20 protein-coding genes are annotated in these 19,592 nt (G+C 71.7%); 9 read left to right on the forward strand and 11 right to left on the reverse strand.

Going from position 1 to position 19,592, the window contains the following annotated elements; all coding sequences use genetic code 11:
- Positions 1–17: 17 nt before the first annotated feature.
- The gene (locus tag GR130_RS34825; RefSeq protein WP_159508392.1) at positions 18–698 is read right to left on the reverse strand and encodes a TetR/AcrR family transcriptional regulator C-terminal domain-containing protein; all 681 of its coding nucleotides are present in this window, start codon (positions 696–698) and stop codon (positions 18–20) included.
- Between the two features lie 38 nt (positions 699–736).
- Here GR130_RS34825 and GR130_RS34830 point away from each other — a divergent pair, with 38 nt between their 5' ends.
- Positions 737–2,320, forward strand: coding sequence for an FAD-dependent monooxygenase (locus tag GR130_RS34830; RefSeq protein ID WP_159508393.1), 1,584 nt, complete (start codon positions 737–739; stop codon positions 2,318–2,320).
- A 193-nt stretch (positions 2,321–2,513) separates the two neighbouring features.
- On the opposite strand, the gene GR130_RS34835 is transcribed toward GR130_RS34830, so the two are convergent.
- Complete coding sequence (locus GR130_RS34835) at positions 2,514–3,911, reverse strand: GntT/GntP/DsdX family permease (protein ID WP_159508394.1); 1,398 nt, start codon at positions 3,909–3,911, stop codon at positions 2,514–2,516.
- Positions 3,912–3,999: 88 nt separating this feature from the next.
- Positions 4,000–4,515: a gluconokinase gene (locus GR130_RS34840; RefSeq protein ID WP_159508395.1), complete on the reverse strand. Its 516-nt coding sequence runs from the start codon at positions 4,513–4,515 to the stop codon at positions 4,000–4,002.
- 165 nt (positions 4,516–4,680) lie between these two features.
- On the opposite strand from GR130_RS34840, the gene GR130_RS34845 reads away from it, so the two are divergent.
- A complete protein-coding gene (locus GR130_RS34845) occupies positions 4,681–5,409 on the forward strand; it encodes a FadR/GntR family transcriptional regulator (RefSeq protein WP_159508396.1) in 729 nt (242 codons plus the stop codon).
- Between the two features lie 19 nt (positions 5,410–5,428).
- Here the strand turns inward: GR130_RS34845 and GR130_RS34850 are convergent, their stop codons facing one another.
- Together GR130_RS34850 and GR130_RS34855 are read right to left on the reverse strand one after the other, a co-directional pair.
- Positions 5,429–5,641, reverse strand: a complete 213-nt coding sequence (locus GR130_RS34850) for a hypothetical protein (RefSeq protein WP_159508397.1) — start codon at positions 5,639–5,641, stop codon at positions 5,429–5,431.
- A 57-nt stretch (positions 5,642–5,698) separates the two neighbouring features.
- Positions 5,699–7,279, reverse strand: coding sequence for an acyl-CoA mutase large subunit family protein (locus tag GR130_RS34855; RefSeq protein WP_159508398.1), 1,581 nt, complete (start codon positions 7,277–7,279; stop codon positions 5,699–5,701).
- A gap of 54 nt (positions 7,280–7,333) precedes the next feature.
- On the opposite strand from GR130_RS34855, the gene GR130_RS42130 reads away from it, so the two are divergent.
- Positions 7,334–7,840, forward strand: a complete 507-nt coding sequence (locus tag GR130_RS42130) for a peptidoglycan-binding domain-containing protein (RefSeq protein WP_443043784.1) — start codon at positions 7,334–7,336, stop codon at positions 7,838–7,840.
- Between the two features lie 184 nt (positions 7,841–8,024).
- Here GR130_RS42130 and GR130_RS34865 read toward each other — a convergent pair whose 3' ends face one another.
- From GR130_RS34865 to GR130_RS34875, 3 genes are all read right to left on the reverse strand, one after another.
- Positions 8,025–9,065, reverse strand: a complete 1,041-nt coding sequence (locus GR130_RS34865; RefSeq protein WP_159508400.1) for a hypothetical protein — start codon at positions 9,063–9,065, stop codon at positions 8,025–8,027.
- Entirely contained in the window at positions 9,065–9,802 is a 738-nt protein-coding gene (locus GR130_RS34870) for an RNA polymerase sigma factor (RefSeq protein WP_159508401.1), read from the reverse strand. The genes GR130_RS34865 and GR130_RS34870 overlap by 1 nt, the downstream gene beginning before the upstream one ends.
- 531 nt (positions 9,803–10,333) lie before the next feature.
- Positions 10,334–12,040 carry a beta-N-acetylhexosaminidase gene (locus GR130_RS34875; protein WP_159508402.1) on the reverse strand — a complete coding sequence of 569 codons (1,707 nt, stop codon included), beginning with the start codon at positions 12,038–12,040 and terminating at the stop codon, positions 10,334–10,336.
- Positions 12,041–12,429: 389 nt separating this feature from the next.
- On the opposite strand from GR130_RS34875, the gene GR130_RS34880 reads away from it, so the two are divergent.
- From GR130_RS34880 to GR130_RS34900, 5 genes are all read left to right on the forward strand, one after another.
- Positions 12,430–12,987: a 2-oxo-4-hydroxy-4-carboxy-5-ureidoimidazoline decarboxylase gene (locus GR130_RS34880; RefSeq protein ID WP_159508403.1), complete on the forward strand. Its 558-nt coding sequence runs from the start codon at positions 12,430–12,432 to the stop codon at positions 12,985–12,987.
- A gap of 182 nt (positions 12,988–13,169) precedes the next feature.
- The gene (sdhC, locus tag GR130_RS34885) at positions 13,170–13,550 is read left to right on the forward strand and encodes a succinate dehydrogenase, cytochrome b556 subunit (RefSeq protein ID WP_159508404.1); all 381 of its coding nucleotides are present in this window, start codon (positions 13,170–13,172) and stop codon (positions 13,548–13,550) included.
- A gap of 6 nt (positions 13,551–13,556) precedes the next feature.
- The gene (locus GR130_RS34890; RefSeq protein ID WP_159508405.1) at positions 13,557–14,045 is read left to right on the forward strand and encodes a succinate dehydrogenase hydrophobic membrane anchor subunit; all 489 of its coding nucleotides are present in this window, start codon (positions 13,557–13,559) and stop codon (positions 14,043–14,045) included.
- A gap of 33 nt (positions 14,046–14,078) precedes the next feature.
- Complete coding sequence (gene sdhA, locus GR130_RS34895; RefSeq protein ID WP_159508406.1) at positions 14,079–15,833, forward strand: succinate dehydrogenase flavoprotein subunit; 1,755 nt, start codon at positions 14,079–14,081, stop codon at positions 15,831–15,833.
- The gene (locus GR130_RS34900; protein ID WP_159508407.1) at positions 15,833–16,606 is read left to right on the forward strand and encodes a succinate dehydrogenase iron-sulfur subunit; all 774 of its coding nucleotides are present in this window, start codon (positions 15,833–15,835) and stop codon (positions 16,604–16,606) included. Before sdhA ends, GR130_RS34900 begins: the two co-directional genes overlap by 1 nt.
- On the opposite strand, the gene GR130_RS34905 is transcribed toward GR130_RS34900, so the two are convergent.
- A complete protein-coding gene (locus tag GR130_RS34905) occupies positions 16,590–17,453 on the reverse strand; it encodes a hypothetical protein (RefSeq protein ID WP_236573798.1) in 864 nt (287 codons plus the stop codon). The two genes, GR130_RS34900 and GR130_RS34905, sit on opposite strands and share 17 nt — an antisense overlap.
- Positions 17,454–17,541: 88 nt before the next feature.
- Positions 17,542–17,952 (reverse strand): MerR family transcriptional regulator, encoded by a 411-nt coding sequence (locus tag GR130_RS34910; RefSeq protein WP_328707579.1) that lies wholly within the window; start codon positions 17,950–17,952, stop codon positions 17,542–17,544.
- 94 nt (positions 17,953–18,046) lie between these two features.
- On the opposite strand from GR130_RS34910, the gene GR130_RS34915 reads away from it, so the two are divergent.
- Entirely contained in the window at positions 18,047–18,868 is an 822-nt protein-coding gene (locus GR130_RS34915) for an alpha/beta fold hydrolase (protein ID WP_159508408.1), read from the forward strand.
- A gap of 112 nt (positions 18,869–18,980) precedes the next feature.
- Here the strand turns inward: GR130_RS34915 and GR130_RS34920 are convergent, their stop codons facing one another.
- The gene (locus tag GR130_RS34920) at positions 18,981–19,499 is read right to left on the reverse strand and encodes an FBP domain-containing protein (protein ID WP_159508409.1); all 519 of its coding nucleotides are present in this window, start codon (positions 19,497–19,499) and stop codon (positions 18,981–18,983) included.
- Positions 19,500–19,592: the final 93 nt, after the last annotated feature.

Here is a 19,592-nt window from a genome sequence, read left to right on the forward strand (position 1 = left end):
GCTCCGCCAGGCGCGCGTCAACTCCCCGCCCCCGGGCTGCGGTTGGCCTCGATACCGGCGATGATGATCCGCAGCCCGGTGCGGAACGCCTCCTCGAAGTCGCCGAACATCTGCCGTCCGGCCTTCGCGGCGAGCGGATAGTCCGCGGCCAGCCGCCGCTCGCGGTCGGCGGCGTCGTACGCAGGGTCCCGCTCCTGCGGCGCCGCGGGATCGGGGTACACCGACTGCTCCTCTATCACCACGCCGATGGTGAAGTTGTACGCGGTCCACCAGGCACGCGCCGCCTCGGGCAGCGTGAAGCCGGCCGCGGCGAAGTGGCCCAGGAAGATTTCCAGCGGCGCGGCGAAGCTGTCGTCGGTCATCCGCGTACCGCTGATCATCTTGGCCCCGTCGCGGTAGCCGAGCAGGGTCTCGCGCAGCGTGGAGCAGGTGGTCACCAGCATCTCCTGCCAGGTCTCCCAGACCTCGCCGGTCCCCGCCCGGTGCTCCGCCACCAGCGGCCCGGTCATCCGGCGGAACATCTCGGTGGCCATCTCGTCCAGCAGCTCCTGCTTGTTCCTGAAGTGCCAGTAGAGCGCGGGGGCCTGGACGTTCAGCTCCTTGGCGATACGGCGCAGGGTCAGCCCGTCGAGGCCGACGTCGTTCAGCAACCGCAGGGCCGTGCCGGCCACTCGCTTCCGGTCGATTCGCGAAACCACGTTGACAACTTAACACCGTTAAATGCAGCCTGGAAAGCATGGAACTTAACAACGTTAAAGACATCGTTGAGGCCATCCCGGGGGACTCCGCCGACGCCACCGCGACCGCGGCCGTCGACGTACTGATCGCCGGCGCGGGCCCGACCGGCCTCGCCCTCGGCATCGACCTCGCCCGCCGCGGGGTGCGGGCGCTGCTCGTCGAGCGGCAGCCCGAGTTCTCCCGCGGGGCCCGCGGCACCGGCGTCCAGCCGCGCACCCAGGAGGTCTTCGACGACCTCGGCGTGCTCGCCGCCGCCCAGGCCGCGGGGGGCCTGTACCCGCCCGTGGCGCTGTGGGAGGACGGCCGGATCGCCCGCACCCACCAGATGGTCGAGCTGGTCGACCCCACCCCCTCGACCCCGTATTCCAACGCCCTGATGCTCCCCCAGTGGCGCAACCAACAGGTGCTGCACGCCCGGCTGGTGGAGCTGGGCGGCAGCGTGCTGCTCGGCACCGAACTGCGGGACTTCACCGAGGACCCGGACGGCGTGACCGCCCGGCTGACCGGTGCGGACGGCGCCGTCCGCACCGTCCGCGCCTCCTATCTGGTGGCCGCCGACGGCGGGCGCAGCACCGTCCGCAGGCAGCTCGGCGTCCAGATGAGCGGCCCGGACCTGCCGCCCGGCGTCGCGGTCGTCGCGGACGTCCGGATCGACGGCCTGGACCGGGACCACTGGCACCGCTGGACGCTGCCGCCGCACGGCTTCGTCACGCTGCTCCCGCTCGTCGGCACCGACCTGTTCCAGTGCTTCGCGGCGGCGTCCACCGACGAGCCGGACACCTCCCCCGAGGGCGTCCGCGCCCTGATCGCGCACCACACCGACCTCGCCCCCGAGCAGGTCCGCGAGGTGGTGTGGGCCTCGGTCTACCGCCCCCGGGCGGGGATGGCGGACGCCTACCGCCACGGCCGGGTCTTCCTGGCCGGCGACGCGGCGCACATCCACTCGCCCGCGGGCGGCCAGGGCATGAACACCAGCGTCCAGGACGCCTACAACCTCGGCTGGAAGCTCGGCCAGGTGCTGCGGCACGGCGCCCCCGACAGCCTCCTCGACACCTACCAGACCGAGCGCCGCCCCATCGCGGCCCGCATCCTGGCGACCAGCACCCGGCTGCACCGCTCCGGCAGCCTGGACCGCGGCCGGGACCTGCACCAGCTCGACATCGGCTACCCCGACAGCCCGCTCACCCGCGAACTGCGCACCGGCCTCCCCGAGGGCGCCCGCACCGCCGGCGACCGGGCCCCCGACGCCCCCTGCAGCACCGCCGACGGCACCCCCGCCCACCTCTTCGACGCCTTCCGGGGCCCGCACTTCACCGTGATCACCCTGGGCAGCACCGATCTTGACGTCGCGTCACTTCCGGGGGCGGGCGACCCGGCGCTGCTCCGCACGGTCAGGGTCGGCGGCCCGGAGCCCGATCTGCTCGACACCGACGGGCACATACGGGACGCGTACGGCGCGGGGCCGGCCGTGTTCCTCGTCCGCCCCGACGGCTATATCGCCCTGGCGGCCCCGGCGGTCGGGGCGACGGCACCGGTGGCGGACGCCCTGGGCACGCACTTCGGCGCCGCGCAGACGGTCTGAGTACCGAACTCGGGTGATCTGAGCACCCACACAGGCAATCTGAGTACACGTCAGAAAACGGTGGGCGGCCTCGCCGCGGTGCCGATCACGCACCGCGGCGAGGCCGCCTCGTCCCGGAGCGCCGCCGCGCTCGCCAGGGCTTTCAGGGCCGCCAGGGCCTCCAGGGCCAGGAGGCCCTGGGGACGGAAAGGCCCTAGACGACCAGCGACAGCAGCAGTACCCCCACGATCCCGACCACCGAGATCAGCGTCTCCATCACCGACCACGTCTTCAGCGTCTGGCCGACGTCCATCCCGAAGTACTCCTTGACCATCCAGAAGCCCGCGTCGTTGACATGGCTGAAGAACAGCGACCCGGCACCGATGGCCAGCACCAGCAGCGCGGCGTGGGTGGTGCTCATCTCGGCGGCGAGCGGGGCGACCAGGCCCGCCGCGGAGATGGTGGCCACCGTCGCGGAGCCGGTCGCGAGCCGGATGGCGACCGCGATCAGCCAGGCCAGCAGCAGCGTCGAGATGTTCCAGTGCTGCGAGATCTCCAGGATCATCCGGCCGACGCCGGAGTCCACCAGCGTCTGCTTGAAGCCGCCGCCCGCGCCGACGATCAGCAGCACCCCGGCGATCGGGCCGAGCGACTTCTCGACGGTGGAGGCGATCCGGCCCCGGGTGAAGCCGGCCGAGCGCCCGAGGGTGAACATCGCGACGACGACGGCGGTGAGCAGCGCGATCAACGGCGACCCGACGACGTCGAAGGCCCGCTGGAGGCCGTCCTTCGGGTCGTCCACGACCACGTCCACCAGCGCCTTGGCGAGCATCATCACCACCGGCAGCAGCACCGTGGCCACGGTGATCCCGAAGCCCGGCCGCTTCTCCAGTTCCTCCGAGGCCCGCTCGGGCACCATCTTCTCGGGCGGGGTGATGTCGACCCAGCGGGCCGCGTACCGCGAGAACACCGGGCCGGCGATGATCGCGGCGGGTATCGCGATGACGACGCCGAGCGCCAGCGTGACGCCCAGGTTCGCCTTGACCGCGTCGATCGCGGCCAGCGGCCCGGGGTGCGGGGGAATCAGCCCGTGCATCACGGACAGCCCGGCCAGGGCCGGAATCCCGATCCGCATCAGCGAGAAGTTGCCGCGCTTGGCGACCAGCAGCACCACCGGGATCAGCAGCACGATCCCGACCTCGAAGAAGATCGGCAGCCCGACGATCCCGGCGATCAGCACCATCGCCCAGGGCATCGCCCGCCGGCCGGCCTTGGCCAGGATCGTGTCCACGATCTGGTCCGCGCCGCCCGAGTCGGCGAGCAGCTTCCCCAGTACGGCACCCAGCGCGATCAGCACCCCCGTACCGGCGACGGTGGTCCCCAGGCCGGTGGAGAAGCTGGCGATGGCCTTGTCGAGCGGGGCCCCGGCCACCGCACCGAGCACCAGCGAGCCGATGATCAGCGACAGGAACGCATGCAGCTTGAACTTGGTGATCAGCAGAACGATGACGGCGATTCCCGCCAGAACGGCGATGCCCAGCTGCGCATGACCGGCCGTGGTGATGGGCGCGGTCGCATCCGCTGCGAGCATCTCGACGCTGAGATGTGTCACGGCGATTCCCTTGGTTGGACGGAGGGGGAAGGAGGGGGTGCGGGGGGGGTGGTGAATGCGGGGTGCGGCCCCAGGGGGGCGGAGGGGGTCAGCCGTTCGGGGCCGGGGCCCGCAGCGCGGCCACCGCGCGTCCGGCGATCTCCTCCGGCGTCCCGGACACGTCGACGGCGACGCCCGCCTCGTCCGGTCCGAGCGGTTCGAGCGTGGCGAACTGCGAGTCCAGCAGCGCGGTCGGCATGAAGTGGCCCTTGCGCTCGGCCATCCGCGCCTCGATCAGCGCGCGGTCGCCGGTGAGATGGAGGAAGACCACGCCGGGGGCGGCGGCCCGCAGCCGGTCGCGGTAGGCGCGCTTGAGCGCGGAGCTGCTGACCACCCCGCCCCGCCCGGCCCGGCCGTGCGCCCAGGCGCCGATGGCGTCGAGCCAGGGGCCGCGGTCGGCGTCGTCCAGCGGGGTGCCGGCCGACATCTTGGCGATGTTGGCCGGTGGATGGAAGTCGTCGCCCTCGGCGTACGGAACGCCCAGTTCGGCGGCCACCAGGGGCCCGATCGTCGTCTTGCCGGTCCCGGCCACGCCCATCACGACGATGACGTCGGCGCTGCTCATCCCGTTTACCTCATCTAGCAGGACGTACCGCGCCATACCGCTATGACGCTGTCGTCTTCGACCTCGTGCGCCCCCACTGAAACCCATTAGGTACGACGTATTCAAGCCCCTGTGACGCAAAAGTCATACTTAATTGGCCGCCGTGCGGGACCGTAGGCTTGGCCCATGGAAAACGGGGCACCCGCGGACACCGGGGAAAACGGGGAGAAGGGCCTGCACGGCCGCGTGCTGGAGTCCCTGGGGCCCGCGATCACCGCGGGCGACTACCCCCCGGGCACGGTGCTGCGCACCGACGAGCTGGCGCAGCGCTTCGACGTCTCGCGCACCGTCATCCGCGAGGCGATCCGGGTCCTGGAGTCCATGCAACTGGTCGCCTCCCGGCGCCGGGTCGGGGTGACCGTGCGCCCCACCGAGGAGTGGAACGTCTACGACCCCCGGGTCATCGGCTGGCGGCTGGCCGGCCGGGACCGCCCCCGTCAGCTGCGCTCGCTGACCGTGCTGCGCTCGGCCGTCGAACCGGTCGCCGCCGGACTCGCCGCCACCCACGCCACCCCCGCCCAGTGCGCCCAGCTCACCGAGCACGCCATGGGCATGGTGGCCACCTCACGCGGCCAGCAGCTCGACGCCTACCTCGTCCACGACACGGCCTTCCACCGGGTGGTGCTCACCGCGTCCGGCAACGAGATGTTCGCCCGCCTCGCCGACGTCGTCGACGCCGTCCTGACCGGCCGCACCCAGCACCACGTCATGTTCACCGACCCCGACCCGGCCGCGGTGACCCTGCACGTCCAGGTCGCCGAGGCGGTACGGACCGGGGACGCGGCCCGCGCGGAGTCCCTGACACGGGAGATCACGACCGGCGCGATGGCCGAACTGGACGTGCTGGCACCGTAGTCCGCCGCCACGGCAGCTCTCAGAACAGCGGCTGCTGACCCGGCATCGGCGGCTCCTCCGGGTCGAACAGCTTCTCCGCCGGCGCCATCATCGGAGCCGTCCGCCGCGACCCCGGGCAGGAGATCAGCTCGATCCCGGTGCGCCGACCAGGAGGGTCATGACGAGCGAAACGCCCGCCGACGACGGCGATCTCTCGGGTGCAGACGGGGCACGCCCGGCGGGGTGACGACATGCCACCAGTCTGACCGACCGGCCGGGGCCCGCACGATCCGGACCACCTGCCGGCGCCTCAGAACGCGTCCGTCGGCACGTACGTCCCCCACACCCCGCGCAGCGCGTCGCACACCTCGCCCACCGTCGCCTCGGCGCGCAGCGCCTCGCGCATCGGGTAGAGCACGTTGTCCGTCCCCTCGGCGGCCTTGCGCAGCGCGCCGAGCGCCGCGGTCACCGCGGACCCGTTCCGCCTCGCACGCAGGGCCGTCAGCCGCTCGGCCTGCCGCGCCTCGATCGACGGGTCCACCCGCAGCGGTTCGTACGGCTCCTCCTCCTCGGTCCGGAAGCGGTTGACGCCGACCACCACCCGCTCCCCCGCGTCCGTCTCCTGCGCGATCCGGTACGCGTTGCGCTCGATCTCGTCCTTCTGGAAGCCGCGTTCGATGGCCGCCACCGCGCCCCCCATGTCCGCCACCCGCCCCATCAGCTCCACGGCGGCGGCCTCCACCTCGTCGGTCATCGCCTCGACCGCGTACGACCCGGCGAACGGATCGACGGTGGTGGTCACATCGGTCTCGTACGCCAGCACCTGCTGGGTGCGCAGCGCCAGCCGCGCCGCCTTGTCCGTGGGCAGCGCGATGGCCTCGTCGAAGGCGTTGGTGTGCAGCGACTGGGTCCCGCCGAGCACCGCCGCCAGCCCCTGGACCGTCACCCGGGCGAGATTCACCTCCGGCTGCTGAGCGGTCAGTTGCACCCCCGCCGTCTGGGTGTGGAACCGCAGCATCTGCGACTTCGGATTCCGCGCGCCGAATTCCTCCCGCATCACCCGCGCCCAAATCCTGCGCGCCGCCCGGAACTTGGCGATCTCCTCCAGGAACGTGGTGCGGGCGACGAAGAAGAACGACAGCCGGGGCGCGAAGTCGTCGACGTCCATTCCGGCGGCGATCGCGGTACGGACGTAGGCGATGCCGTTGGCGAGGGTGAAGGCGATCTCCTGCACCGGCGAGGCGCCGGCCTCCGCCATGTGGTAGCCGGAAATCGAGATCGTGTTCCACCGGGGGATCTCCGCCCGGCAGTACCGGAAGATATCCGCGGTCAGCCGCAGTGACGGCTGCGGCGGAAAGATATAGGTCCCGCGCGCGATGTATTCCTTCAGCACGTCGTTCTGCACGGTGCCGTTGAGTTGTTCGCCGGCCACCCCCTGCTGCTCGCCGACCAGTTGGTAGAGAAGCAGCAGCAGCGCGGCCGGTGCGTTGATGGTCATGGACGTCGACACCGAGCCCAGCGGAATCCCGCCGAAGAGCACGTCCATGTCCTCGACGGAGTCGATCGCCACCCCGACCTTGCCGACCTCGCCGGCCGCGATCGGGGTGTCCGAGTCGTGCCCCATCTGGGTCGGCAGGTCGAAGGCGACCGACAGTCCGGTCGTGCCGTGCTCGATCAGCTGCCGGTAGCGCGCGTTGGACTCCCGCGCCGTACCGAACCCGGCGTACTGCCGCATGGTCCAGGCCCGCCCGGTGTACATCGACGGGTAGACCCCGCGCGTGTACGGGTACTGGCCCGGCTGCCCCAGCTGCTGCGCCGGATCCCACCCCGCCAGTGCCTCGGGCCCGTACACCGGCTCAAGGGGCAGCCCGCTCTCGCTGTACCGCGCCATATCCCGTACTCCTCCACATGGGTGACCAGTACCGGTTTCCGCCGTATTCACAGCATGCCCGCAGGTTCGTCCCACCGCACCGCTGGGCAGAGGGTGGGTCATGCGGCGGAGCGGAGGACGGCGAGCGGCGGCGCCGGCGGCGCTCGCCCCGGCCACCGCCTGTCATCCCGTCACGGCGGCCACCCTGATGAGAAACGGCGCACACGGCGCCCCGTACGCGCTCTCCAGGCCCGGCTGACCCGACTGGGCCTGTTCCGCCACGCCCCCACCGGCTGCCACGCCACCGAAACCGCGACGGCGCCCCGTGCCTTCCAGAAACAGTCGGGACGTCCACCGACCGGCGAATTCACCACGGCGGATCGATCGGCCCTGCTCTCCCGAACCCGCAAGCCGGACGGTGGAGAGCCGTACCGGCGGAACTCCGGCCGCGACGCGCCATCCACGGCGCCCCCAATGAATGGTCTCCGACCGAAGCGAAAATTGAGAAACCCCCACTCCGCGCAACCACGTCCGCGAGTGGGGGCACCTCCCAGCGTTAGCTGGGGGACGGCGCCGGTTTAGGCGCAAAGGGGGGCCTCAAGCTTGGGCGCGGGCAGGGCCGGGGGAACGTGCCCCGCCCGCGCCGTGTGCGCTGAGCCGTGGGTACGGGGGGAACCCCGGCTCTTTGCGCCGCCGATGACCAGTCGGCTCATTCTCTACTGCGTCACTGGCTCAAAAAACGTCACACCTGGCCGACGGGCGCCGTTCAGGAGGGGGTGGGCGAGGCCACGGAGGGGGTGGGCGCGGGGGTGGTGGGGGCCGACGGGGCGGTCACGCTCGGCGAGGCGGAGGGGGAAGAGTCACCCTCCTCGTCGCCGCCACCGCCACCGCTGTTCTGGCCGCCGCCACCGCCGCCGCCGTTCTGGCCGCCGCCGCTTCTGCCGCCGCCACCGCCCAAGCCATCGTTGTCACCCGAGCCGCCGCCGCTCTGGCCCTGCGCCAGATACTGCCGGCAGAAGGCGTGCACCTTGTCCGGGCCGCCGGCCTTGCTCTCCAGGCGCTTGAGCGTGTCCCGGTCGATATCGCCGCGTCTGCCGGATTCGTAGTCCGTGCAGAGCCCCAGCAGCAGCTTCTTCTTGTCGCCGCCCCCGGGCAGGTCCTTGCCGTCGTCGCCGAGGACTCCGCCGAGGATTCCGCCGGTGCCGGGCGCGGCCGGACTCTGGCTGCTCCCCGGGCTGCCGCCCGGGGTGGGCGTCGGGCCGGGGGTGGTGGTCCGGTCGCCGGGGGTGCCCCCAGGGGTCCGACTGGTTTCGCCGCCGCTCTGCGTGGGCTGCCCGCCGTCGAGCGGGCTCGGCGACTCGGCCGCCGAGACGCTGGCGCCGGGCTCGGGTTCGCCGCCCCGGAAAGGGGTCGGCAGTACGCCCGTACCGGCCGCGACCGCGATGCCGCCGATCGCGCAGGCCGCGAGGGCGACCGCGAAGCCGCGCCGGAACGGGCGGGCGAGCCGGGTGCGTTCTCCGGCACCGGCGGCACGTTCGCCGCGCAGGGTGGGCAGCCGGCCCGGCGCGGCGGCGTCGCGCGAAGCGGCGCCGGCGCCGTGCCGGGCCTGGCGGAAGGCGGCGAGCGCCGCCTCCTCGCCGGGCAGTGCGGCGCTTTCGGGCAGGCCGGACTCGACCGCCGCGGCGGCCTTCAGCAGCTGTTCGAGTTCGCGTGCGCCGTCGCCGTCCCGGGAACTGACCGGCTCACCGCGCAGCAGTCGCTCCGCGGCGTCCTTGTCGAGCCAGCTGTACCGGTCGTGGTCGGCCATCACATGTCCTTCTGCGTTCGTGCGGCCGTTTCCGTCACACCTGGTACGTACGATTCCGCCACACCATCGCGACGTCTTCGCCCCTGTATGGGCACCTCACCCACTGTTCCACCACCCTTGCCCGAACCGGCCGCGGACGTCCCGGAGGAGCCCGGTCCCCCGCCGTCCGCACCGCCTTCCTCCAGCAGCTCCGCGAGCTTGCGCAGCCCGCGGTGCGCCGACGTGCGCACCGCTCCGGGCCGCTTGCCCAGGACCTGTGCCGCGCTCTTGGCGTCCAGCCCGACGACCACCCGCAGCGTCACCGCCTCGGCCTGATCCTGCGGCAGCCGCGCTATCAGCCGGAGGGTGTGGCCGGTGCCCAGCGCCTCCAGCGCCTCGCCCGCGGTGTCGGACGCGCCGGGGGTGTCGGCGAGTTCACTCTCGTCGCCACCGATGACCGGGCGGCGTCCGCGCATCCGAATGTGGTCAAGCGCACGATTGCGGGCAATCCGGGCAGCCCAGCCGCGGAAGCGGTCCGCGTCGCCGCTGAAGCGGGCGAGGTCTCGGGTTATCTGGAGCCAGGACTCGGACGCCACATCCTCCGCGTCCGCTTCGCCCACCAAGGTCCGCACATACCCCAGAAGTCTGGGATGTACTGCACGGTAGACGAGCCGGAAGGCCGCCTCGTCGCCGTCCTGCGCCGCCTGCACGGCAACCGTCAGCCGACCGTCGTCCGGCTGAATGTCGTCCCCTCGCACGGGTCCATCCTGTCGCACGCTGAATGTCCGCCGCCCGGTCCTTGCCGCTTCGCACTGCCGCTGTTTCTTCGCTGATGGTTCGTCGTTCGTGCCGCCGTGGCCGCCGCGCGATCAGCTCGCCCAGCCGCTCCGCCGACCGCCGGTAATCCGGCCGCGTCTGCTGACCGTAACCCGTGAGATCGGTCTTCCGGCACCCGGCCCACCTCTTGGGACGTTCGGCGCACAAACGTCACGCGCGCACGATTCCATCTGAACTCCCGGGTAACCGGCCGTTCTTCGGCCGCCGGAACAGCCGTGATCAACACGCCCGCCGGCGCGTTCCCGCACGTTACGGGCCCGGCCCGGCCCACGTCCAGACCACTGGCCGTGCCGCCGCCCGTACCCCGTGTGACGCTTTTCGGCCCGTCGGCGCTGTATCGATTAGGAGCCCGTCGCGGGCTCCCCGAGAACGACGGCCGGGGCCTCTCCTGTGGGGGGTGGCGGCCCCGGCCGTCCCTCGTATGCCGTCTCCGGCCCTTCTGGCCGGAGCGCTCACACCCGGTTCGCCAGTGCCTTGAAGCCCGCCCAGGACAGCGCGGGGGTCCGCGGGTCCCAGGTCTTCTGCGCCAGCGCCGCCAGCGGCAACCGGATCCCGTCCGCGATCTGCTGAGGGGTCTGCGCGTCCGCGTGGTCGCACCAGACCGCGAACCGCCCGCCCGGGATCCGGTCCGGTCCGGTCTGGCCCGCCGGCACGGACACCGGGGAGGTGCCGCGCAGCACCCTCGGGGTCCAGCTCTCGTAGATCCGCTCACCGGTCGGATAGGTGAAGTTGTTGGGCTCGCCGAGCACGTAGTAGAGGTACTCGTCGTTGGCGTTCAGCACGGTGCGGCCCTCGTTCAGGTACGCGGCCGGGTCGCGGGCGCCGATCTCCTTGCCGGTCCAGTAGACGGCCGTGCGGTCCTTGTCCGCGGTCACCTTGCCGCCGGCGAAGAAGCCGTCGTTCCAGGCTTCGATCCGGCTCTTGCCTGCCGCCTCCACGGTCTTCTGCCGGTCGTTGAGCCAGCCGGTCGCCAGGTCCTTGATGGTGGCGCCGGACCCGTACCTGTCCTGCGCGGCCCGGGCCAGCTGCGGGAACGACGCCGCCGGGTCGCTGGCCGTCAGCGCCTGGTACTCGTCGCCGCCCAGGTGCCAGTACGGACCCGGGAAGAGCCGGGCGAACTCCTTCAGCAGCGAGTCGATCAGCTCCCCGGACTTCGGGTTGGAGATGTCGATCGCACCGCGCACCACCCTGCCGGAGGCGCTGCGCAGCTGGAGGTCGGGATAGTGGTCCAGCACGGCGCCGAGGTGTCCGGGCGAGTCGATCTCCGGGATGAGCGTGACGTGCAGGCTCTGCCCGACCTTCACCAGGTGGCGGACCTCGTCCTTGGTCAGATGGTCCCTGGAGACGATCTCGGGGTGGCCGTCGCTCTGGATGCGGAAGCCCTGGTCGTCGGAGAAGTGCAGATGGAGCTGGTTCAACTTGAGGTCGGCCAGCTGCCGGATGCGGGCCTCGATCCAGGCCGCGGTGAACGGCTTGCGGGCGTTGTCCAGCATCATCCCGCGCTGCGGGCGGTCCGGGCGGTCGTTGATGGTGCCCTCGGGGAGCCCGCCGGCCGTGCGGACGGCCTGCTTGACGGTACGGGTGCCGTTGAAGATGCCTGCGTCGGTGGGGGCCGTGAGGGTGAGCCGGGTGCCGCGGGCGGTGAGGGTGTAGGACTCGTCGGCGGTGCTGGTGGGCGGCGCGTTGTCCGGCCGGCCACCGTCCTTCCCGGTGAGTCTCACCTCGACGTCCCCGGGCCGTACGGTCTGCTCTCCCCACACAACCGGGAGCCCGCCGAGATCCTTGGCCATGAGTTGCGCTTCGTCGGCGACGGTGCTCTGCTGCCCGGCCGGCACCACCACCCGGGCGCCCTTGGACGGACGCCAGCCGATTCCGTCGGCCGGACGGAACTCCCGTACGGCCGGGACGATGTGCGGCGGACCGGTCACCTTCGTCCAGCTCGGGGTGGGTGCGGCACGGCCTTCGGGGGCGACGGCACGCCCCGGGGGCTGGGAATCGGCCGCTCCCGAGCAGCCGCCGAGCAGCAGCGCTCCGGCGAGCACCGGGGCGGCCAGCAGCGCGGACCGGGCCGCCGGGCCGCGGCCGCGCCGGGGCTTCCAGGGTGGCGACGGGGAGGCCGAGGGCCGCGGGAACTGCGGCAGCCGCAACGGGTTCGACATCGTGCAATCCTCACTTTTCGGGGCGAAGGTATTGCCAGGTGCGCGGAACGGGTCGTCCACCGAGCGCGCAAAAGCTCTCTCATCCGGGTGAAAATCGCGCATCCATCGGACAGTGGCCGACAAGCGTCGTTAGCGTGGGCTCACCGTCGCTCACCCCCTTCCAGGGGGCTGCTGGACCGCCGGAAATCCGCCGGGTGCCGCATCGTCGGCCACATCACCGCACCCGCCTCCGCTTCCGTACGTATCAGGCTTTTCGTCCATTTCCGCTCAAGCGCCCCTCCAGCTTCCGTCAGCCACCCGCCCCGCACCCGTCGAACAGACCCCTTCGCATCCGATCTCATCCGTCCGAGGAGTTCACGCTGTCCGGCGACACCCCGGCCGCCCGCCCGATGACGCGGCCTCACCCGCACGTCCAGAGGTGCGGCATACCTTGGCAGAGCCGGATCTCGCCGCCGCCGGCGCACCCCCCGCAGCGCGGTCTCGACCGTTTCAACGCCCTCTCCGACGACGCGGCGGTGGCCGCCCTGCTGGCCTGCTGCGGTAGCCGCCGCTGGGCCGAGCGGATCGCCGCGCACCGCCCCTACCCGGACCCCGGATCCCTGCTGGCCGCATGCGACGAGGCCAGCTACGACCTCACCCCGACCGAGGTGGCCGGGGCCCTCGCGCGCGAGTCCGCCGCCCCGCTCCCGTGGGCCGGGCGCGGTCCCGGCACCCGTGCCGCCGCCACCGCGCTGCGCGCCGCGCACGCCGAGTACGAGCGCCGCTTCCGCCATGTCTTCACGCTCTGCCTGGACGGCTACCGCGACGAGGAACTGCTGGACCGGACGCTGTACGCCCTGCGCACCCGGCTGGGCAACGCGCCCGACCAGGAGCGGTCGGTCACCGCGGAGGAATTGCGCCGGCTGGCCCGCGGCCGACTGGCGCGACTTGCGGCCGGTTGCCTGTGATATCCCGTTTCGTACTTGTGTGATAGCCCGTTGGTGCCTGTTTGATCACACCTAAGGACCCCCGCGCGAGGAACCGACAGCTCGTCGATACGATGACGAGCGGCCGGTGGACCGTACCCGGCCGGGCCCGACCGACAGAGAAGCCGGCGCGGCCCTAGTCCCCGCTCCCGGAGGGTTCTTCCGTGCCGGCTGGAACGCTGTACCGCGGCCGGGAAGGCATGTGGTCCTGGGTGGCTCACCGAGTCACCGGCGTCCTCATTTTCTTCTTCCTGTTCGTCCACGTCCTCGACACCGCTCTCGTGCGCGTCTCCCCCGAGGCGTACGACAACGTCGTTGCGACATACAAGACGCCCATCGTCAACGTGATGGAGTACGGCCTGGTGGCCGCCATCCTCTTCCACGCGCTCAACGGCCTCCGGGTCATCGCGGTGGACTTCTGGTCCAAGGGCCCGAAGTACCAGAAGCAGCTGCTGTGGACCGTTGTCGGTGTCTGGGTCGTGCTGATGGCCGGTGCCTTCTACCCCGTGCTCCAGCACACGCTGCGCACGCTGTTCGGGAGCTGACGCGAGATGTCTGCTGAATCCACGACCGCAGGTGCCACCGCGGCGGGCGCGTCCGACGGCGTCCCGCTCTACGACGTGGACAACCCCGCACCGGTCATCGAGCCGCCGCGCAAGCGCACCTCGAAGACCCCGAAGTCGACCCGCACCAACTTCGAGCTGTACGGCTGGCTGTTCATGCGGCTGTCCGGCATCGTGCTCGTCGTCCTGGTCCTCGGCCACCTGCTGATCCAGCTGGTGCTCGACGGCGGCGTCTCCAAGATCGGCTTCGCCTTCGTGGCCGGCCGCTGGGCCTCGCCGTTCTGGCAGGCCTGGGACCTGTGCATGCTCTGGCTCGCCATGCTGCACGGCGCCAACGGCCTGCGCACCGTCATCAACGACTACGCGCAGCGGGACACCACCCGCTTCTGGCTGAAGATGCTGCTCTACACCGCCACGGTGTTCACCGTCCTTCTGGGCACGCTGGTGATCTTCACCTTCGACCCGAACATCCGCTAGGCGCCGGGCCACGAGGGACCGAGGTACCAATCCATGAAGATCCACAAGTACGACACCGTCATCGTCGGCGCCGGCGGCGCGGGCATGCGCGCGGCCATCGAGTCGACCAAGCGCAGCCGCACCGCCGTGCTGACGAAGCTCTACCCGACCCGCTCCCACACCGGCGCCGCCCAGGGCGGTATGGCCGCCGCCCTCGCGAACGTCGAGGAGGACAACTGGGAGTGGCACACCTTCGACACGATCAAGGGCGGCGACTACCTGGTCGACCAGGACGCCGCCGAGATCCTCGCGAAGGAGGCCATCGACTCGGTCCTCGACCTGGAGAAGATGGGCCTGCCGTTCAACCGCACCCCGGACGGCACGATCGACCAGCGCCGCTTCGGCGGCCACTCCCGCAACCACGGTGAGGCCCCGGTCCGCCGGTCCTGCTACGCCTCGGACCGCACCGGCCACATGATCCTCCAGACGCTGTACCAGAACTGCGTCAAGGAGGGCGTGGAGTTCTTCAACGAGTTCTACGTGCTCGACCTGCTGCTCCAGGACGTCGACGGCGTCAAGAAGTCCGCGGGCGTCGTCGCGTACGAGCTGGCGACCGGCGAGATCCACGTCTTCCAGGCGAAGGCGATCATCTTCGCGTCCGGCGGCACCGGCAAGTTCTTCAAGGTGACCTCCAACGCGCACACCCTGACCGGTGACGGCCAGGCCGCCGCGTACCGCCGCGGTCTGCCGCTGGAGGACATGGAGTTCTTCCAGTTCCACCCGACGGGCATCTGGCGGATGGGCATCCTCCTGACCGAGGGTGCGCGCGGTGAGGGCGGCATCCTCCGCAACAAGGACGGCGAGCGCTTCATGGAGAAGTACGCGCCCGTCATGAAGGACCTCGCCTCGCGTGACGTCGTCTCGCGCTCCATCTACACGGAGATCCGCGAGGGCCGCGGCTGCGGTCCCGACGGCGACCACGTCTACCTGGACCTCACGCACCTGCCGCCGGAGCAGCTGGACGCCAAGCTCCCGGACATCACGGAGTTCGCGCGCACCTACCTCGGTATCGAGCCCTACACGGACCCGATCCCGATCCAGCCGACCGCGCACTACGCCATGGGCGGCATCCCGACCAACGTCGAGGGCGAGGTGCTGGCCGACAACACCACCGTCGTCCCGGGCCTGTACGCCGCCGGCGAGGTCGCCTGCGTCTCCGTGCACGGCGCCAACCGCCTGGGCACCAACTCCCTCCTGGACATCAACGTCTTCGGCCGCCGGGCCGGCATCGCCGCCGCGGAGTACTCGGCCACCGCCGACTACGTCGAACTGCCCGAGGACCCGGCGCAGCTCGTCGCCGACCAGGTGGAGCGGCTGCGCAACTCCACCGGCAACGAGCGGGTGGCGGAGCTGCGCAAGGAGCTCCAGGAGTGCATGGACGCCAACGTGATGGTGTTCCGCACCGAGCAGACGATCAAGACCGCGGTCGAGAAGATCGCCGAGCTGCGCGAGCGCTACCGGAACGTGGCGATCCAGGACAAGGGCAAGCGGTTCAACACCGACCTGCTGGAGGCCATCGAGCTGGGCAACCTGCTCGACCTGGCCGAGGTCATGGCGGTGTCGGCCCTCGCCCGCAAGGAGTCCCGCGGCGGCCACTACCGCGAGGACTACCCCAACCGCGACGACGTCAACTTCATGCGGCACACCATGGCGTACCGCGAGGTGGGCGCAGACGGCTCCGAGTCGATCCGCCTCGACTACAAGCCGGTCGTGCAGACCCGCTACCAGCCGATGGAGCGTAAGTACTGATGAGCACCCCGACTCTCGACAAGCACTCCGCGGCACTGGACGCGGCCGAGAATGACGCGTCGCACCTGATCAGCGTCACCTTCCGGATCCGCCGGTTCAACCCGGAGGTCGCGGAGGAGGCCAGCTGGCAGGACTTCCAGCTGGAGATCGACCCCAAGGAGCGCGTCCTGGACGCCCTCCACAAGATCAAGTGGGACCAGGACGGTTCGCTGACCTTCCGGCGCTCCTGCGCCCACGGCATCTGCGGCTCCGACGCCATGCGCATCAACGGCCGCAACCGCCTGGCCTGCAAGACGCTGATCAAGGACATCAACCCCGAGAAGCCGATCACCGTCGAGGCCATCAAGGGCCTGACGGTGCTGAAGGACCTTGTCGTCGACATGGAGCCCTTCTTCCAGGCGTACCGGGACGTGATGCCGTTCCTGATCACGACCGGCAACGAGCCGACCCGCGAGCGCCGGCAGTCCGCCGAGGACCGCGAGCGCTTCGACGACACCACCAAGTGCATCCTGTGCGCGGCCTGCACCACCTCGTGCCCCGTGTTCTGGAACGACGGCCAGTACTTCGGCCCGGCGGCGATCGTCAACGCGCACCGCTTCATCTTCGACTCGCGCGACGAGGGCGGCGAGCAGCGGCTCGAAATCCTCAACGACAAGGACGGCGTCTGGCGCTGCCGTACGACCTTCAACTGCACGGACGCCTGCCCGCGCGGTATCGAGGTCACCAAGGCGATCCAGGAAGTCAAGCGGGCGCTGATCACCCGGCGCTTCTGAGCCGACCGGCCCCTGCCGGGGCCACCCGGCCGCCGAGGGCCCCGCTTCCGTACCCACGGGAGCGGGGCCCTTCGCCGTACACCGGGCGGAGCGACGCCCAGGGGCGGGCTCCTTCGCCGTACAACGGGCAGAGCGACGCAGCAGCCGGATACACCAGCACCGGCGGCAGCTCCCCGTCGGCCAGCGCCACCGGCGCGTCCCGGCAGAAGTACGAGGGGACGAAGACCAGTCCCCGCCCCGCCAGGTGGAGTTCGCGGTCGACCGGGTAGGCGACCTCCAGAACGGGCGGCTGCCAGCGCATCGCCGGACCGAAGGTGCGCAGCATCGCCTCCGCGCCCGCCTCGTCGAGCGCGTGCCGGCGCAACGCCCGGTCCGCGCCGACCTGTTGGGCGATCCGCGGCCAGCCGGGCGCGATCGCGAGATGGTGGTAGGTGCGCAGCCCGCGGGCCAGCCGGCGCAGCGCGGGCGGCTCGCCGTCGGCGATCTCGCGGACCCAGGGCGGCAGCGGCTGCCCGTGCCGCTCGGCCAGCAGCGCCAGCTCCGCGCGCAGCCGCCGGCGCGGGGTGCTCATCACCGCCTCCAGGCCGGGCTCCACGCCGTACAGGGACGCGAACGGGGTGAGGAAGTCCGGGAAGTAGCCGTGCTGCGGCACCAGCGGAAGGATGCCGCGCAGCGGTCCGGGACCGTGCCGCACGGCGTGCCGGCGCCAGGCGGTCAGCGCCGGGTCGCTGCGGGCCCGCGGGTCGCGCAGCGCGTGCAGGCTCAGCACCGTCTCCCACAGCGGATCGGCCCCGTCGGCCACGCGTGTGCAGGCCAGGTCCCGTGCGGTGAAATGCACTCTCAGCACGCCGTACCCCCGTCGCTCCCGATGATGGCGCGGTGCGCGCCATGCCCGCGGCCGCACTGCCCGGCGGGTGTCCGGCGCGCCGCGCCGCTCAGGCCGACCGTAGTGCCATCGCGGCCAACGCCCGGTCCTGGACGCGCCGTTCCCGCATGATCTGTGCGTACGCGTCCAGCGCCGCCCGGCGCTGGTGCAACTGGGCGATCTCCGCGTCGAGTTGGGCCATCTGCTGCTCGACCACACCGCACGAGAACGCACACGGGGTCAGCCCGGGGCCGCCCTGGGCGCAGGGCAGCAGCGCGCGGACGGCGTCGGTGTTCAGCCCCGTGGCGAGCAGTTCGCGGATCCGGGCGACGGTCTCGACCGACCCGGTGTCGTAGCTGCGGTAGCCGTTCGGGTCGCGGCCGGCCCGCAGCAGCCCGCGCTGCTCGTAGTAGCGCAAGGAGCGGGCGCTGGCGCCGGTGCGGCGCGCGAGCTCCCCGATGCGTATCCGATGGTCCCCCATACGGCCCTCTCCCCTGCTGCTCGCGCCGGCGGAACCTGCTGCCGCGGCCGCCGACTTGACCTTGACATCGGTGTCAGGCTGCAACCTCTTTCCCATGACGCAGATTCCCGCACCGCACACCGCCCCCGCCCCTCTCCCGCCGCTCGCCACGACCCTCGCGGGCCCGGCCGCCGGCCCCGGCGTGCTGCTGGCCCACGGCGCGACCGGCAGCGTCCGGAACAACTACGACACCCTCATCCCCGCCCTCACCGCCTCCGGCCACCGCGTGGTGGCCCCCGACTACCCGGGTTCCGGCGAAACCCCGCGCGCCACCGGCCCGTTGGAGCTGGACGCGCTGGCCGACGCGGTGGTCGCGCAGGCCACCGCGGCGGGCCTGGAGACCTTCACCCTGATCGGCTTCTCCCTGGGCACCGCGGTCTCCGTACGGGCCGCGGCGCGCCACCCCGAGCGGGTGCGCGGCCTCGTCCTGACCGCCGGCCTGGCGAAGCCGGACGCCCGTACGCGGGTCTGGCTGGACCTGTGGCTGCGCCTCCTGGACCGGGGCGACTACACCGGCTTCGCACAGGCCCGCGCCCTCGGCGGGCTGGCGCCCGAGTACCTCGGCGCGCTGCCGCCGGCCGAGCTGGCGGCCGTCCTGGACCCGGACCCGGCGCTGCCGCCGCGCGGCTCGGCCGAGCAGACGGCCCTCGTCCGGGAGGTGGACACCACCGCCGACCTCCCGGGCATCGCGGTCCCGACCCTGGTCATCGCCACGACGCGGGACGCGCTGGTGCACCCCTCCCACTCCCGCTACCTGGCCGACCACATACCGGGAGCCGCCTACGCGGAGATCGAGAGCGGCCATCTGCCGATGGCGGAACGGGGCGCGGAGTGGCTGGCACTGATCACGGACTTCCTCGCCGAGCACGGGCTGTGAGGAGCACCCGGGGCCCGGCAGCACGGTCGGGCCCCAACGGCCGTCCGGACAGGCCCTGGTGGGCGAGACGCCGGAATCCGGGGGCTCGTGGGCCAGACCCTGGAACCGGGATCTAGTGGGCCGGACCCTGGTGCGCGCCCTCCAGGACCTTGTCCAGGAAGGCGTCCAGGTTCCGCACCGTACGGGCGATCCGCTCCTCCAGCGGAAGCGTCTCCTCGTGCCGGCCGGCCAGTTGGGACCGCTTGCGCCCGCGGACGTAGAGGGAGCAGGCGAGATCGGCGCAGAGATACGTCCCCACGGTGTTGCCCTGGCGGCCCGCGGGACCGGCGCGGCGGGCGGCGAGCAAACTGACCCCGGAACCGGGGTGCCCCGTCAGGCAGACCGAGCACACCGTCGTCTTGGTGAAGGTCCGCCGCACGCCCTGCGGCACCCGCAGCGTCACACCGACCAGGCCGTCCCCGCGCGGCGCGACCAGATAGCTCCGGTCCGGCGCGCCCGGGTCACGCCACCCCAGGAAGTCCAGGTCCCCCCAGGAGACGTCCGGCAGTGCCGGCAGATTGATCCGGTTCGCCTCACCTTTCGAGCAGTTGACGAAGGACGTGCGTATCGCTTTTTCACCGACGGGGTCCATGGACGCGGAAGCTAGCAGGGCGGCCGGAGCGCCGTCTCCCGATTTATCCCCCGCAGGGCGCCGCACGCCGGGTCGACGGCGGCGGCGCCGACT

The sequence above is a fragment of the Streptomyces sp. GS7 genome (assembly GCF_009834125.1).
Taxonomy (GTDB): domain Bacteria; phylum Actinomycetota; class Actinomycetes; order Streptomycetales; family Streptomycetaceae; genus Streptomyces.

What these genes read in the sequence shown, in the direction of transcription:
- GR130_RS34830 (WP_159508393.1), top strand. Translation starts at nt 737, where the DNA reads ATGGAACTTAACAACGTTAAAGACATCGTTGAGGCCATCCCGGGGGAC.
- GR130_RS34840 (WP_159508395.1), bottom strand. Translation starts at nt 4,515, where the DNA reads ATGAGCAGCGCCGACGTCATCGTCGTGATGGGCGTGGCCGGGACCGGC.
- GR130_RS34845 (WP_159508396.1), top strand. Translation starts at nt 4,681, where the DNA reads ATGGAAAACGGGGCACCCGCGGACACCGGGGAAAACGGGGAGAAGGGC.
- GR130_RS34850 (WP_159508397.1), bottom strand. Translation starts at nt 5,641, where the DNA reads ATGTCGTCACCCCGCCGGGCGTGCCCCGTCTGCACCCGAGAGATCGCC.
- GR130_RS34855 (WP_159508398.1), bottom strand. Translation starts at nt 7,279, where the DNA reads ATGGCGCGGTACAGCGAGAGCGGGCTGCCCCTTGAGCCGGTGTACGGG.
- GR130_RS42130 (WP_443043784.1), top strand. Translation starts at nt 7,334, where the DNA reads ATGCCCGCAGGTTCGTCCCACCGCACCGCTGGGCAGAGGGTGGGTCAT.
- GR130_RS34865 (WP_159508400.1), bottom strand. Translation starts at nt 9,065, where the DNA reads ATGGCCGACCACGACCGGTACAGCTGGCTCGACAAGGACGCCGCGGAG.
- GR130_RS34875 (WP_159508402.1), bottom strand. Translation starts at nt 12,040, where the DNA reads ATGTCGAACCCGTTGCGGCTGCCGCAGTTCCCGCGGCCCTCGGCCTCC.
- GR130_RS34880 (WP_159508403.1), top strand. Translation starts at nt 12,430, where the DNA reads ATGACGCGGCCTCACCCGCACGTCCAGAGGTGCGGCATACCTTGGCAG.
- GR130_RS34890 (WP_159508405.1), top strand. Translation starts at nt 13,557, where the DNA reads ATGTCTGCTGAATCCACGACCGCAGGTGCCACCGCGGCGGGCGCGTCC.
- sdhA (WP_159508406.1), top strand. Translation starts at nt 14,079, where the DNA reads ATGAAGATCCACAAGTACGACACCGTCATCGTCGGCGCCGGCGGCGCG.
- GR130_RS34900 (WP_159508407.1), top strand. Translation starts at nt 15,833, where the DNA reads ATGAGCACCCCGACTCTCGACAAGCACTCCGCGGCACTGGACGCGGCC.
- GR130_RS34910 (WP_328707579.1), bottom strand. Translation starts at nt 17,952, where the DNA reads ATGGGGGACCATCGGATACGCATCGGGGAGCTCGCGCGCCGCACCGGC.
- GR130_RS34915 (WP_159508408.1), top strand. Translation starts at nt 18,047, where the DNA reads ATGACGCAGATTCCCGCACCGCACACCGCCCCCGCCCCTCTCCCGCCG.
- GR130_RS34920 (WP_159508409.1), bottom strand. Translation starts at nt 19,499, where the DNA reads ATGGACCCCGTCGGTGAAAAAGCGATACGCACGTCCTTCGTCAACTGC.